The 15,406-nt window shown below is 67.2% G+C and carries 10 protein-coding genes; 5 read left to right on the plus strand and 5 right to left on the minus strand.

Features of this window, described 5'->3' with window-relative positions:
• Window positions 1-5: 5 nt before the first annotated feature.
• On the minus strand, window positions 6-2,591 hold the full coding sequence (gene clpB / locus ABB28_RS01250) for an ATP-dependent chaperone ClpB (protein ID WP_057506886.1): 2,586 nt from the start codon (window positions 2,589-2,591) through the stop codon (window positions 6-8).
• A 185-nt stretch (window positions 2,592-2,776) separates the two neighbouring features.
• Between clpB and ABB28_RS01255 the strand changes: the two genes are divergently transcribed.
• Window positions 2,777-3,487, plus strand: a complete 711-nt coding sequence (locus ABB28_RS01255; protein WP_057506887.1) for a glutathione S-transferase — start codon at window positions 2,777-2,779, stop codon at window positions 3,485-3,487.
• Window positions 3,488-3,512: 25 nt separating this feature from the next.
• Here ABB28_RS01255 and ABB28_RS01260 read toward each other — a convergent pair whose 3' ends face one another.
• The 4 genes from ABB28_RS01260 to ABB28_RS01275 form a co-directional block, all read right to left on the minus strand.
• Window positions 3,513-5,111 (minus strand): SulP family inorganic anion transporter, encoded by a 1,599-nt coding sequence (locus tag ABB28_RS01260; protein WP_057506888.1) that lies wholly within the window; start codon window positions 5,109-5,111, stop codon window positions 3,513-3,515.
• Window positions 5,112-5,263: 152 nt separating this feature from the next.
• Window positions 5,264-6,982 carry a thiamine pyrophosphate-dependent enzyme gene (locus tag ABB28_RS01265; RefSeq protein WP_057506889.1) on the minus strand — a complete coding sequence of 573 codons (1,719 nt, stop codon included), beginning with the start codon at window positions 6,980-6,982 and terminating at the stop codon, window positions 5,264-5,266.
• Between the two features lie 66 nt (window positions 6,983-7,048).
• Window positions 7,049-7,918 (minus strand): XAC2610-related protein, encoded by an 870-nt coding sequence (locus ABB28_RS01270; protein WP_057506890.1) that lies wholly within the window; start codon window positions 7,916-7,918, stop codon window positions 7,049-7,051.
• A 5-nt stretch (window positions 7,919-7,923) separates the two neighbouring features.
• On the minus strand, window positions 7,924-8,400 hold the full coding sequence (locus ABB28_RS01275) for a DUF3574 domain-containing protein (protein ID WP_057506891.1): 477 nt from the start codon (window positions 8,398-8,400) through the stop codon (window positions 7,924-7,926).
• Between the two features lie 249 nt (window positions 8,401-8,649).
• On the opposite strand from ABB28_RS01275, the gene ABB28_RS01280 reads away from it, so the two are divergent.
• The 4 genes from ABB28_RS01280 to otsA all read left to right on the plus strand — a co-directional run bounded on the left by ABB28_RS01280 (window position 8,650) and on the right by otsA (window position 15,362).
• On the plus strand, window positions 8,650-11,079 hold the full coding sequence (locus tag ABB28_RS01280) for a TonB-dependent receptor plug domain-containing protein (RefSeq protein ID WP_057506892.1): 2,430 nt from the start codon (window positions 8,650-8,652) through the stop codon (window positions 11,077-11,079).
• Window positions 11,080-11,424: 345 nt separating this feature from the next.
• Window positions 11,425-12,183, plus strand: a complete 759-nt coding sequence (gene otsB / locus ABB28_RS01285; RefSeq protein WP_057506893.1) for a trehalose-phosphatase — start codon at window positions 11,425-11,427, stop codon at window positions 12,181-12,183.
• Between the two features lie 36 nt (window positions 12,184-12,219).
• Entirely contained in the window at window positions 12,220-14,001 is a 1,782-nt protein-coding gene (locus ABB28_RS01290; protein ID WP_057506894.1) for a glycoside hydrolase family 15 protein, read from the plus strand.
• Entirely contained in the window at window positions 13,998-15,362 is a 1,365-nt protein-coding gene (otsA, locus tag ABB28_RS01295) for an alpha,alpha-trehalose-phosphate synthase (UDP-forming) (protein ID WP_057506895.1), read from the plus strand. The genes ABB28_RS01290 and otsA overlap by 4 nt, the downstream gene beginning before the upstream one ends.
• The last annotated feature ends 44 nt before the right edge of the window (window positions 15,363-15,406 follow it).

Genomic DNA, 15,406 nt, shown 5'->3' on the forward strand with positions numbered 1-15,406 from the left:
GTCACTCAGCCCTTGTGGAACTGCAGCTGCCCGCCTGCTGCGTCCACGGCGATGGTATCGCCACTGGCAAATTGGCCGGCCAGGATCTTCTGTGCCAGCGGGTTTTCCAGCTGCGCCTGGATGGCCCGCTTGAGCGGCCGCGCGCCGTAGATCGGATCGAAGCCCACGTTGCCCAGCATCTCGAACGCGCCATCGCTGACCTGCAGCCGCAGGCCGCGTTCGGCCAGCCGCGATTCCAGCCCGCGCATCTGGATCCGCGCGATCTGCTTGATCTGCGGCTTGTCCAGCGGGTGGAACACCACGATGTCGTCGAGGCGGTTGATGAACTCCGGACGGAAGTGGGCCTGGACCACGCCCATCACCGCGGCCTTCATCTGGGTGTAGGCCTCCGGGGAATCGTCACCGCTCATGTCCTGGATCTGGTGCGAGCCCAGGTTGGAGGTCATCACGATCACCGTGTTGCGGAAGTCCACGGTGCGTCCCTGGCCATCGGTCAGGCGCCCATCATCCAGCACCTGCAGCAGGATGTTGAACACGTCCGGGTGGGCTTTTTCGACCTCGTCCAGCAGGATGATCGAATACGGGCGACGACGTACCGCTTCGGTCAGGTAACCGCCTTCTTCGTAGCCGACGTAACCCGGGGGCGCACCGACCAGCCGGGCCACGCTGTGCTTCTCCATGAACTCGCTCATGTCGATGCGGATCATCGCGTCGGTGCTGTCGAACAGGAACTCGGCCAGCGCCTTGCACAGTTCGGTCTTGCCGACGCCGGTCGGCCCAAGGAACAGGAACGAGCCACTGGGACGATCCGGATCGGACAGACCCGCGCGCGAGCGGCGCACCGCATCGGACACCACCTTGATGGCCTCTTCCTGGCCCACCACGCGGCGGTGCAGTTCGTCTTCCATGCGCAGCAGTTTTTCGCGCTCGCCTTCCAGCATGCGGTTGACCGGGATACCGGTCCAGCGCGAGACCACCTCGGCGATCTCTTCGGCGGTCACCCGGTCCTGCACCAGCTTGAACTCGGTGTTCTCCGCCTCCTGCGCGGCGGCCAGCTGCTTTTCCAGCTGCGGCAGCTGGCCGTACTGGATTTCGCTCATGCGGCCGAAATCCTGCCGGCGCTGGGCCGATTCCAGCTCCAGCTTCACCTGCTCGATCTGCTCCTTGATCTTCGTTGCGCCCTGCAGCGCCGCCTTCTCCGATTTCCAGATCTCGTTGAGGTCGGAGAAGTCGCGCTCCAGCGCATCAATGTCGTTTTCCAGGTCGGCCAGGCGCTGGCGAGACGCCTCGTCCTTCTCCTTCTTCAGCATCTCGCGCTGGATCTTCAACTGGATCAGCCGTCGCTCCAGGCGGTCCAGTTCCTCCGGCTTGGAATCGATCTCCATGCGGATGCGCGAGGCCGCCTCGTCCATCAGGTCGATGGCCTTGTCCGGCAGCTGGCGGTCGCTGATGTAACGATGCGACAGCGTCGCCGCCGCCACGATCGCCGGATCGGTGATCTCCACCCCGTGGTGCACGGCGTACTTTTCCTTCAACCCGCGCAGGATCGCGATGGTGTCTTCCACCGTCGGCTCGCCGACCAGCACCTTCTGGAAGCGCCGCTCCAGCGCGGCATCTTTTTCAATGTATTTGCGGTATTCGTCCAGCGTGGTAGCACCGACGCAATGCAGTTCACCGCGCGCCAGGGCCGGCTTGAGCATGTTGCCGGCATCCATCGCACCGTCTGCCTTGCCCGCGCCGACCATGGTGTGCAGTTCGTCGATGAACAGGATCACCTGCCCCTCGCTCTTGGCCAGGTCGTTGAGCACGCCCTTCAGGCGCTCTTCGAACTCGCCGCGGAACTTCGCACCGGCGATCAGCGCGCCCATGTCCAGTGACAGCACGCGTTTGCCACGCAGGCCTTCGGGCACTTCGTCGTTGATGATGCGCTGGGCCAGGCCTTCGACGATCGCCGTCTTGCCCACGCCCGGTTCGCCGATCAGCACCGGGTTGTTCTTGGTGCGCCGCTGCAGCACCTGGATGGTGCGGCGGATCTCTTCGTCGCGCCCGATCACCGGATCCAGCTTGCCGCTCTCGGCGCGCGCGGTCAGGTCGATGGTGTACTTCTCCAGCGCCTGGCGCTGTTCTTCGGCGCTTTCGGACTGCACTTTCTCGCCCCCGCGCAGCTTGTCGATGGCCACCTGCAGGCGTGCCTTGTCGGCACCGGCCGCGCGCAGCGCCATGCCCAGGCTGCCGCCGTCTTCCAGCGCCGCCAGCACGAACCACTCGCTGGCGATGAAGGCATCGCCCTGCTGCTGGGCCAGCTTGTCGGTATGGTTGAGCAGGCGGTTCAGGTCATTGCCGATGGACAGGTTGCCGGCCTGGCCGGACACCTTCGGCAACGCGGCAAGCGCCTCGTCCAGCCGCTCGCGCAGCACGGTCACGTTCACCCCGGCCTGCGAAAGCAGCGGCCGCGTGCTGCCGCCGGGTTGGTCGAACAGCGCACTGAACACGTGCACCGGTTCAACGATGGAATTGTCGCGGCCCACGGCCAGCGACTGCGCGTCGGCCAGCGCCTGCTGGAAACGCGAGGTGAGCTTGTCCATCCGCATGTCGAATCCTCGATCAGAGAAGCCGGCCACGCCGGCACTACCCATCAGATGCGGCTGCTGCCGCGGGTTTCAAGGGTGCTTGAGATCATGGTTCATGCGAAAGAAACACCGTGTGCAGGCCATGATCACCGGGTCCTGCCATCGGCCACGCGATACTGCGGTGGCCTTCACCACACGGGACCGACATGCATTACGAGCTCTATTACTGGACCGGCATCCAAGGGCGCGGCGAGTTCGTGCGCCTGGCGCTGGAAGACGCTGGTGCCGACTACACCGACATGGCACGGGTCCACGGCGATGCGGTGATGGATGCGTTCCTGGCCGGCAAGGCCGAGGGCGGCCGGCCGTTCGCCCCGCCGTTCCTGAAGGCCGGCCGCCAGGTCGTGGGCCAGGTGGCCGCCATCCTGGACTTCCTCGGCCCGACCCTGGACCTGGTGCCGCATGCGGCCTCACGCCGCGTGCAGGCGATCCAGCTGCAGCTGACCATTGCCGACCTGGTGGCCGAAGTGCACGACACCCACCACCCGATCGCCGCCTCGCAGTATTACGAAGACCAGAAGCGCGAAGCCATCGCACGGGCCGCGTCGATGCGCAGCGAACGCATGCCGAAGTTCCTCGGCTACTTCGAGGACATGGTCAAGGACAATGGCGGGCGCCACCCGCTGCGCGAGCACTCCTACGTCGACCTTTCCCTGTTCCAGCTGCTGGCCGGGCTGGACTACATGTTCCCGCAGCGGATGCGCGCCCTGTGGCCGTCGCTGCCGTTGCTTGCCGCACTGAAGGAGCGCGTGGAAAAACGCCCCGGCATCGCCGCCTACCTGGCGTCCGAACGCCGGCTGGCGTTCAACACCAACGGCATTTTCCGCCATTACCCGGAGCTGGACGGCCCCAGGTGACCCCGGTAGTGACGGCCGCTGGCCGTCATGCCTCCCGCGGGGGCACCGGCTGCTTCTGCAACGACAACAGCCCCAGCAGCACCGCAAGCGCCACATACGCACCTGCGAACTGCCAGCTGATGATCCGCGCCAGGCCCTGCAGGTCCCATGGCAGGTAGATGCCACCGCGCGGGTCCACCGAGTGGATCAGCCCGAACACCGTCAGTCCGGCAGCCACCAGCAGGAAGCCACAGGCGCGGCGCAGGCGCCCGTCCACCATCGCCGCCACCGTGGCGATCCACAGCATCGAGGTGATGATGAAGCCATTGCCCAGCGCGAAGATCACCGCCAGCTCCGGCAGCCCATGGCCGTCCACCTTGGTCAGCATGGCGACCATCTGCTCCGGCGCGATCCAGCCCGGCGCCTTGATCGCCAGCAGGTAGGCGGCCGACGGCAGGAAGCCCAGCACCATCGCGCCGGCGTGCTGCTTCGGCGTGGCCTGGAAGGCCTGGGTGGTGATGTCGATGCCCACGTACACGATGATCGGCGCCAGCACCGCCAGCGGCAGCCACTGCACCAGTCCGGAGACGATGCCGAGCATGCCGCCGATGCCGATGAACAGACCCGTCAGCAGCGTGTAACCGCTGCGTGCGCCCATGTGCTTGTACGCCGGCTGGCCGATGTACGGCGTGGTCTGCGCCACGCCGCCGCAGACACCGGCCACCAGCGTGGCGATCGCCTCCACCAGCAGGATGTCGCGGGTGCGGTAGTCATCGCCGGCCGCGCGTGCGCTTTCGGAAACGTTGATGCCGCCGACCACCATCAGCAGGCCGAACGGCAGCAGCAGCGGCAGGTAGGTCATCGCCGTCGGCAGGCCCTCCAGGAAGCCCAGCGAAGGCAACGGCAGCACGATCTGCGGCGCATTCCACGCCGGCACCGCAAAGCCCGGCGCGCCCAGCCCGGCCAGGCCCAGCCCGTAATACAGCACGGTGCCGAACACGAAGGCCAGCAGCACTGCCGGACCCCGCACCGGCAGCTTGCCCTTGGCGATCAGCACGTACAGCAGCAGGCCCAGGGTCACGAAGCCGACCAGCGGCGAACGCAGCGTTTCCAGCAGGGGCAGCAGGCCCATCAGCACCAGCGCGATGCCGGCGATGGACCCCAGCAGCGCCGCCCGCGGCAGCGCGCGGGTCACCGCTTCGCCGAAGAAGGACAGCACCAGCTTCAGCAGGCCCATGATCACGAGCGAGGCCATGCCGAGCTGCCAGGTGGCGATGGCCGCCGCATTCGGGTCCAGGCCCTGCGCCTTGAAGGCCACGAAGGCCGGGCCGAGCACCAGCAGCGCCATGCCGATGCTGGTCGGCGCGTCCAGGCCCAGCGGCATCGCGGTCACGTCGTCGCGGCCGGTGCGGGCGGCCAGGCGCCGCGCCATCACCGTGTACAGCAGGTTGCCGACCAGCACGCCGAAGGCGGTGCCGGGGAACATGCGGGTGAATACCACCTCGGCCGGGAACTGGAACATTCCCACCAGCGCCATGGCGATGAAACCGAGGATGGACAGGTTGTCGACCACCAGGCCGAAGAAACCGTTGAGATCGCCGGCGACGAACCAGCGCCGCGGAGCGGCAGGAGCAGGAACGGACATGAGGGGGCAGGAAGGGGTGTGGGGACCGCCGATGGTAGGCCCCGCAGGGTCCGCATGCCAATGATGATTGGTTGGGGTCAGAGTCAGGGGTCGAATTCCTTTTCCGCGCGGAAGGAATCCGACCCCTGACTCTGACCCCCGCTGCGGGGACCTCAGCGCTTGAGGAAGTTGTCCGCCAGCAGCTCCTTGACCTCGCCGATGCGCCCGGCCAGCACCGCCTTGGCCATGTAACGCGCGGTCCCGATCACCTGCCCCGCCTCCACCTGCGGCGGCATCACCAGTTCGGTCGGGGCGGTGTGCACGTCCAGCAACGCCGGCCCCGGCTGGGCCAGCAGGTCCTGCACGGCCAGCGCCAGATCCTGGCTGCGGGTCACCGTGCGGCCGTGGAAGCCGATCACTTCGGCCAGCTTGCCGAAGTCCGGATTCTTCAGTTCGGTGTAGTAGTCCAGCAGCCCTTCGACCTTCTGTTCCAGCTCCACGAAGTTCAGCGAGCCGTTGTTGTACACCACGATCTTGATCGGCAGGTTTTCCTGCACGGCGGTCAGCAGGTCGCCCATCAGCATGCTCAGCCCGCCATCGCCGCACAGCGCGACCACCTGGCGGCCAGGGAAGGCTTTCTGCAGGCCCAGCGCCTGCGGCATCGCATTGGCCATCGTGCCGTGCAGCAGGCTGGTCAACGTGCGCCGGCGGCCGTTGACGCGGATATGCCGCAGCACCCATACCATCGGCGAACCGCAGTCGGCGGTGAACAGCGCATCGTCTGCGGCGTGCTGGTCCAGCAGCGCGGTGAGGTACTGCGGGTGGATCAGTTCGCCCTCGCCGGGCGCCTCTTCTTCGGCACGCTTGGCCAGCGCCTTTTCGCGGTGCCCGATGCACTCGTCCAGGAAGTCGGTGTCTTCGCGCGGCGGCAGCATCGGCAGCAGCGCCTCCAGCGTCGGGCCGATATCACCGACCACGCCCAGGGTCACCGGGTGGCGCCTGCCCAGGTGGCTGCCATCGTGGTCGACCTGGATGATGGTGGCCTTGTCCGGGTAGTACTGGCCCCAGGCGAAGTCGGCCCCGAGCAGCAGCAGGGTGTCGCACTCCATCACCGCATGGAATCCCGACTCAATGCCGAAGATGCCGGTCATGCCCATGTTGAAGGGGTTGTCCGGCTCGACGAAATCCTTCGCCCGCGAGGTATGGGCGATCGGCGCCTGCAGCCTGCGTGCCAGTTCCAGCAGCGGCGCATGGGCGCCCTGGCAGCCGGCACCGGCGTAGATGCCGATCCGCTTGCCCTGCCCCAGCAGTTCGGCGATGCGCAGCAGCTCGTCATCGCCCGGCCGCAGCACCGGCTGGGTGTAATGCACCGCGAACGGCGGATCATGCTTGACCACCTGCTCGCTGATGTCCGACGGCAGGATCACCACCGCCACGCCGCGCCGGCTGATCGCTGCCTGGCAGGCCAGCGTGACCACACGGCGCGCCTGTTCGGCGCTGTACACCTGTTCGCAGAACACGCTGCAGCTGGAGTAGACCGCCTTGAAGTCCACTTCCTGCGGGAACTCCATGCCCAGCTCGCTGGTGACCACCTGGCTGGCGATCAGCACCATCGGCGCTTTATTGCGGTTGTTCTCGAACACGCCGTTGATGAAGTGCAGGCTGCCCGGCCCACACGAACCGGCGCAGGCCGTCAGCTGGCCGCTGATCAGCGAATCGGCGCCGGCCGCGAACGCGGCGACTTCTTCATGGCGCACGTGCACCCAGTCGATGTCACTGCCGTGGATGGCGGTGGTCACATGGTTGAGGGTGTCACCGACAATGCCGTAACAACGCCGCACGCCGGCCTGCTGCAAAGTCTCGACGACGATATCGGCAACGCGCTTGCTCATGGCCTGGGCTTCCTGGAACGGGGGAAGCCTGAGCATGGACCGGGGCCGGTGATACCGCCGTGGGGATCACCCCTGTTCCGGCAAAGCGACCTGTACCCAGCCGATCACCGGCCCGCGCGTGGGATTGCGGTAGCGCACCTGCAGCCAGCCATCGCGCGCATCCAGCAGCTCCGCGCGGTCACCGGCAATCAGGTAACGGCGAGTGTCGGCATCGCCAACGGCGCGGTACAGCGCAAGGCGCGCCGGCACCACGCGTGCGTCCACGCCGCGCAACGGCACCCCGCTGGCAGGCGGGGCGAGGCCATCGCCGATGGCATGCTCCAGCGCGCGGCCGGCTGCGTCGTAAGTCGTCCACACTGCCAACGGTCCGGCGTCGGCGCCGGCCTTGTCGACCGCCAGCACCGCGGCCAGCGCCTGCGTATCGAGCATCAGCAGCTGCTCGGCGCGGTACAGATAGAGTTTTTCGCCCTGGTACCGGTAGAAATCGGTGTACCACATCGGACCGCCGCGGCAGGTGCTGACCAGGGTGCGGGTGGGCGCATCCACGCGCAGCGACCACAGCCCGTCGCAGTTGGCCGGGGTACCGCTGGGCGCCGCCAACGGCTGCAGCCGCGCCGTCCGGGCATCGTAGCGGTACACCGCCACGGCTTCGTTGACCTGGCCGACGCTGGCGCGCACCACCAGGTCCTGCAAGCCGTTGAAATCGACGTCCTCATGGTCCAGCCGCGAGCGGCCTTCTTCGTCGGCCACCCCGTCCAGCTGCTGCAGCACGGCGTCCTTGCCGATGCGAACGTCCACGCCGCCGCCGTCCCGCACGCGCGCCCGTACCGGCACGCCGGGCGCGGCGTCGAACGCCACGCCCCCGGCATCCTGCGCCTGCGCGGGCATCGCCATGCCGGCACTGCACAGCGCCATCAACAACAGGCGAGCGCGCATCCGGTTCAGAAGGACACGTCCACCGGCTGCCGCGACCACAGCACGGACTGGTGCTTGGTGGCGGTTTTCCAGGCCAGGCGGATGGCCTCGATGTCGGCCCGGCGCTGCGGGCTGTCTTCGTGCAGCACCACCAGCACCTTGGTGCGCAGGCGGTTGGGTTCGGGATCGCCGCGGAACAGCCACTGGCCGTAGGCGTCGAACACGGTCAGCCCGTCCGGGAAGCGTGGGGTCACTTCCTTGTCCAGGAAGGCGCGCCACTGCGCATCGCTGATGGTGTTGGCCTGCTCGCGTTCACCGGCACCGCGCTCTTCGCCCACCCCGAAGTACAGCTCGCTGCGCACCCAGCCTGCGGCCTGCGCCGGCCGCGCCGCATCGCCCTGCATCGTGGCCGTCGTTGCTGGCGTTCCCGGCCCGCTGGCAGCCAGGCTGGCGCAACCGCTGGTGGCCAGCAACACGGCGAAAACAAGGGACAAACGCTTCATATCGATCACTCTCCAAAAGACAGGTGCCCATCGCGCCGTGCACGACAGGCAAAACAGCGCAGCAGCGTACACGGCCCAGCCAGTTGCATCTGCAACCACCTTCATGCCGTCCGGTCATCTGCTGATGCCAATGAAAACGGGACTTGCGTCCCACAAGCCATCACGCCAAGATAATATATCGCTATATCCGGATGGATGTAATTGAAACCATCCCCTCCCCTTCCCCACGTTGTCGCTCCCGGAGTCCGCATGTCCCCCCGCCTGTCCGCGTCGCCGCTTGGCCTCGCCATCGCGCTCGCGCTTTCCCCGTTCGTCGCTTCGGCGCAGGACGCCACCAACCTGGACACGGTGATCGTCACCGGTACCCGCGCCTCCGACCGCACCGTGCTGGAATCGACATCGCCGGTGGACGTGCTGACCGCCGAAGACATCCGCAAGGCCGGCGTCATCAACGGTGAGCTGGGCAGCGCGCTGCAGTCGCTGCTGCCCTCGTTCAATTTCCCGCGCCAGTCCAACTCCGGCGGCGCCGACCACGTGCGCGCCGCACAGCTGCGCGGCCTCTCGCCGGACCAGGTGCTGGTGCTGGTGAACGGCAAGCGCCGCCACCACAGCGCGCTGGTCAGCACCGGCAGCAAGATCGGCCGCGGTACCACGCCGGTGGACTTCAATGCCATCCCGGTCAGCGCCATCAAGCGCATCGAAGTGCTGCGCGATGGCGCCGGTGCGCTGTACGGTTCGGACGCGGTGGCTGGCGTGATCAACGTCATCCTGGACAACACCCCGGAAGGCGGCGCCATTGAAGCCAGTTTCGGGGCCCACCACACCGATCTCAAGCCGATCGGCCGCACCCTCACCGACGGCCAGACCGGAAATTTCAGCGCCAACGTCGGTACCGCGCTGAGCGATGACGGCGGTTTCCTGCGCGTCGGCGTGGAATACAAGAACCGCGAAGCCACCAACCGCGCCGGCTTCGACCAGATCCCGCCGTGGGACCAGACCGATGCCAACCTGGCCCTGCAGGGACAGCGCAACTACGTGCTCGGCGACGGCGCCAGCAAGGACCTCAACGCCTGGTTGAACACCGAAATTCCGTTTGGCGAAACCAGCACGTTCTACGCGTTCGGTACCTACAACCAGCGTGACAGCGAAGGCGCGAACTACTTCCGCTACCCGGACGGCGAAGCCAACTGGAAGGAGATCTATCCCAACGGTTACCGCCCGATCTCCGAAGGCGAGAACCGCGATGTGCAGGCCGTGGCCGGTGCGCGTGGCCAGTGGGGCGAATGGACCTACGACGCCAGCCTGGACTTCGGCCAGAACGACTTCACCTACCGCATGCGCAACACCTTGAACGCATCGCTCGGCCCGACCAGCCCGACGCGCTTCAAGACCGCCGATTACCAGTACGCGCAGTCAGTGGCGAACCTCGACCTGGGCCGGGTGTTCGAACAGAGCGAGACCATCACCCACACCCTGGGCCTGGGCGCGGAAGCCCGCCATGAGCGCTATGAAACCCGCCCCGGCGATCCGGACAGCTACGCTGCCGGTCCGTTCACCGACCGTCCCACCGGTTCGCAGGCCGGCGGCGGCCTGACCCCGCAGGATGCGGCGGACCTGGCGCGCGACGTAGCCAGTGTGTATGCCAGCGTGTCCAGCCAGATCGGCGATCACTTCTCCAGCGATATCGCCGCGCGCTACGAGCACCATGATGACTTCGGTGGCGAACTGACCGGCAAGCTGGGCCTGCGCTATGAGTTCACCCCGGCCTTCGCGCTGCGTGGCTCGGTGTCCAACAACTACCGCGCGCCGTCGCTGGCGCAGATCGGCTACGAATCCACCTCCACCGGCTACAACGCGGCCGGCCAGCTGGTGCAGGGCCGGCTGCTGTCGGTGAACAATCCGATTGCCCGCGGGCTCGGTGCCACTGACCTGAAGCCGGAGAAGTCGCTCAACACCAGCCTGGGCTTCACCAGCCGCATCGGCGACAACTTCGACGTGTCGCTGGACCTGTTCCAGATCGACATCGATGACCGCATCGCGCTGTCCGAAGCGATCACCGGCGATGCGCTGACCGATTTCGTGCAGCAGCAGTACGGCATCAGCGGCCTGGAAAGCGCCAGCTTCTTCGTCAATGCCGCCGACACCCGCACCCGCGGTGCCGAACTGGTGGCCAACTGGCGCCACGCGCTGGGCGATGGCCAGCTGCAGCTGACCGGTACCTGGGCGTATGCCAAGACCGAACTGAAGAACGTGCTGCCCACCCCGGCCGCGCTGCAGGCCCTGGACCCGGCCTATGTGCTGTTCGGCGTGGAAGAGAGCAACACGCTGACCGACGCCACCCCGCGGACCCGCGCGCAGTTCTCTGCTTCGTGGAGCAACGACCGCTGGTCGCTGACCAGCCGCGTCAGCCGCCACGGCAGCGCCACGCGCGTGTTCAACTTCGGCGGCGGCTTCGAACCGACCCAGACCTACCAGGCCGAGTGGCAGCTGGATGCGGAAGCCGAATACCGCATCACCCCGCAGTGGAGCGTGGCGATCGGCGGCCAGAACCTGACCGACAACTACCCGGACCTGTCCAACGAAGACATCTACTACTACGGCAACCTGCCGTACGACGTGTTGTCGCCGATCGGCAGCAACGGCGCGTACTTCTACGGCCGCGTGCGCTACACCTTCTGACCGCCGGCGGACGACCCGGTAGTGACGGCCGCTGGCCGTCACATCCTGCAAGCGGTGACGAGCTGGTGGGTGACGACCGTTGGTCGTCACATCCCAGAAGCGGTGACGAACTGGTGGGTGACGACCGCTGGTCGTCACATCCCGCAAGCGGTGACGAGCTGGTGGGTGACGACCGTTGGTCGTCACATCCCGCAAGCGGTGACGACCAACGGTCGTCACCCACCACCAATGTCGTCACCCACCACCAACGGTCGTCACCCACCACCGGCGTCGTCCCCCACCGCCACCGGCCGGGCCCCGTTGCGATGACCCCATGCTCACGCCTGCGCTGGCATCGTGCCGGGCATGGCAAACGACCTCCCCCTTCGTCCGCCACCGCCGTTGCTTGACGATGCCTGCGCATTGTTCCTCGACGTGGATGGCACCCTCATCGAGTTCGCCGACCGCCCTGACGCGGTGACCCTGCTGCCGGAAGTGCGTGAGGCCATCGGCCGCATCAGCGACCGCTTGGAAGGCGCCGTGGCGCTGGTCAGTGGCCGCCCGCTGGAACAGCTCGACGCGCTGTTCGCGCCGTTGCACCTGCCTGCCGCCGGCCTGCACGGCCACCAGCTGCGTGACGCGGGCGGCACCGTGCACGACAGTGCCGAGGATGAAAGCACCACCGAATGGCTGCATGCCCTGCATCAGCAGGCGATGCGCTTCGCCCACGGCCACCCTGGCGTGCTGGTCGAGGACAAAGGCCCCAGCATGGCCCTGCACTGGCGCGGTGCGCCGCACGCCGCCAACGACGTCCGCGCTTTCGCCGACCGCCACATCCGCGGCAATACCGGCTATCGGCTGCAGCCGGGCGACCACGTGGTCGAATTCGTCCCGGTCGGCAGCGACAAGGGGCGCGCGGTGCGTCGGATGATGCAGTACCTGCCCTTCCGCGGTCGCCTGCCGGTGTTCATCGGCGATGACCTGACCGACGAACACGGCTTTGAAGCGTCCAACGGGCTGCATGGCTGGAGCGTGCTGGTTGGTGAACGCGAGCCCAGCGTGGCGGTGTTCCAGCTGCAGGACATACGCAGCGTGCACGGGTGGTTGCGTGAGAATGCGTGGTAGGCCGGCCCCCACGGCCGCAGACGAGAAGCTTTGCCCATGTCCCAACCTGATCTGAACCTCGGTGTCGTCGGCAACGGCAGTTTCGGCGCGTTGATCGACCGCCAGGCACGCGTCGTATGGAGCTGCCTGCCCACCTTCGACGGCGACCCCACCTTCTGCGCGCTGCTCAGTCCCAACCAGCAGGAAGGCGGCGATTTCGCCATCGAACTGGAAGACCTGGCCAGCACCGAACAGGAATACCTCAGCAACACCGCGATCCTGCGCACCGTGCTGCGCGACAGCCACGGTGGTGCGCTGGAGATCATCGATTTCGCCCCGCGCTGGCGCCAGAACGACCGCTTCTACCGCCCGGTCAGCCTGATCCGGCAGGTGCGCCCGATCGCCGGCAGCCCGCGCATCCGCGTACTGGCGCGCCCACTGGCCGACTGGGGCCAGCGCGTGCCCGACTCCACCTGGGGCAGCAACCACGTGCGCTGGGTCCTGCCCGACCACGTACTGCGACTGACCACCGACGTGCCGATCCGCTTCGTGCGCGACAGCCTGCCCTTCGTGCTCAACCATCCCGTGCACCTGGTGCTGGGCGTGGATGAATCCCTCAACCGCTCGCTCAGCGGCTACGTGCAGGAATCCTTCCAGCGCACGCGCGATTACTGGCGCGAGTGGGTGCGTTACCTGTCCATCCCGCTGGAATGGCAGGAGGCGGTGATCCGCAGCGCGATCACGCTCAAACTGTGCCAATACGAAGACAGCGGCGCGATCATCGCCGCGATGACCACCTCCATCCCCGAGGCGCCGGGCAGCATCCGCAACTGGGATTACCGTTACTGCTGGCTGCGCGATGCCGCCTTCGTGGTGCGCTCGCTGAACCGCCTGGGTGCCACCCGCACCATGGAACAGTTCCTGGGCTACATCTTCAACCTGGCCACCGCCGACGGCACCCTGCAGCCGCTGTACGGCATCGGCTTCGAAGCCACGCTGGACGAGCACGAAGTGCCTTCGCTGTCCGGCTACCGCGGCATGGGCCCGGTGCGCCGCGGCAACCTGGCCTGGGTGCAGCGCCAGCACGATGTCTACGGCAGCGTGGTGCTCGCCTCCACCCAGCTGTTCTTCGACCGTCGCCTGCAGGATCCCGGCGACGAGCACGCATTCGCGCGGCTGGAACCGCTGGGCGAACAGGCCTACCTGCTGCACGATGTCCCGGATGCCGGCCTGTGGGAATTCCGCGGCCGCACCGAAGTGCACACCTACACCGCGGCGATGTGCTGGGCTGCCTGTGACCGACTGTGCAAGATCGCGGTGCGCCTGAAGCTGGATGACCGCGCGTTCCATTGGCGCGAGCGTGCCGACACGATCCACCGCCGCATCATGAAGGAAGCGTGGAGCGAGGACCTGGGCCACTTCACCGATGCCTTCGGCGGCCACCGCCTGGATGCCTCGCTGCTGCTGCTGGCCGACATCGGCTTCATCGAAGCCAAGGACGCCCGTTTCATTGCCACCGTGGAAGCGATCGGTCGCGACCTCAAGCATGGCGACGCGCTGTACCGCTACGTCGCCCCGGATGATTTCGGCGCGCCGGAAACCAGCTTCACCATCTGCACGTTCTGGTACATCGATGCCCTGGCCGCGATCGGCCGGCTGGACGAAGCGCGCGACATGTTCGAAGTGCTGCTGTCGCGGCGCAACCACCTGGGCCTGTTGTCCGAAGATCTCTCCTTCGAAACCGGCGAGGCCTGGGGCAACTTCCCGCAGACCTATTCGCACGTCGGCCTGATCACCGCCGCGATGCGCCTGTCGCGCTCCTGGCAGGAGGCCTCGTGAGCCGCCTGGTCGTTGTCTCCAATCGCGTGGCCATTCCCGGCGATACCCGCCCGGGTGGCCTGGCGGTGGGCCTGCTGGCCGCGCTGAAAGAGCGCGGCGGACTGTGGTTCGGCTGGAGCGGCAAGTCGGTCAAGGACACCAGCGGCGCGCTGCACGAGCAGGTGGATGGCGATATCCGCTACGTCACCATGGACCTCAACAAGCGCGACGTGGACGGGTACTACAACGGCTTCGCCAACCGCACGTTGTGGCCGCTGCTGCACTTCCGCCTGGACCTGGTGGACTACGACCGCGGTACCCGCGAGACCTACCACCGGGTCAACGAACTGTTCGCCAGCAAGCTCGCTCCCCTGCTGCGCGAAGACGATATCGTCTGGATCCATGACTACCACCTGATCCCGCTGGCGGCGATGCTGCGCGAACGCGGCATCGGCTGCCGGATCGGCTTCTTCCTGCACGTGCCGCTGCCCTCGGCGGACCTGCTGCAGGCTATGCCCGACCACCTGCGGCTGTTCTCGGCGCTGTACGCCTGCGACCTGGTCGGCTTCCAGACCCAGCGCGATGCGGACCGCTTCCAGACCTACCTGCGGCTGTTCGGCGGTGGCCGCGTGCTCGGCGACGGCAAGCTGGAAGCACCGGACGGGCGCACCTTCCGCGCGGCCGCCTTCCCGATCGGCATCGACACCGAACGCATCGCCCAGCAGGCCAAGGCGGCGGCCAACAAGCCGGCGGTGAAGGACCTGCGCAACAGCCTGCGTGACCGCCAGCTGGCGATCGGCGTGGACCGGCTGGACTATTCCAAGGGCCTGCCGGAGCGCTTCAAGGGCTTCGAGCGCTACCTGGAACGGCACGCCGACCAGCACGGCAGCCTGACGTACCTGCAGATCGCCCCGGTGTCACGTGGCGATGTCACCGAATACCGTGACCTGCGCAGCCAGCTGGAGCAGATAGCCGGCCATATCAACGGCGGCCACGCCGCCCCGGACTGGACCCCGCTGCGCTACGTCAACCAGAACTTCACCCATTCCACCCTGACCGGCTTCTACCGCGCCGCTGCGGTGGGACTGGTGACGCCGCTGCGCGATGGCATGAACCTGGTGGCCAAGGAGTACGTGGCCTCGCAGGATCCGGACAATCCCGGCGTGCTGGTGCTGTCACTGCTGGCCGGTGCGGCCGATGAGATGAAGCAGGCGCTGCTGGTCAATCCGCATGACCTGGACGGTGTCGCCGATGCCATCGCCACCGCGGCCACCATGCCGCTCAAGCGGCGCCAGGAGCGCTGGAACGCGATGATGGACCACCTGCGCCGCTACGACATCAACCACTGGCGGCAGACCTTCCTGCAGGCCCTGGAGGCCTGAGGAGGCAACGGTAGCGCCGACCCATGGTCGGCGAGCGCAGCGGG

This window comes from Stenotrophomonas chelatiphaga (genome assembly GCF_001431535.1).
In the GTDB taxonomy this organism is placed as follows: domain Bacteria; phylum Pseudomonadota; class Gammaproteobacteria; order Xanthomonadales; family Xanthomonadaceae; genus Stenotrophomonas; species Stenotrophomonas chelatiphaga.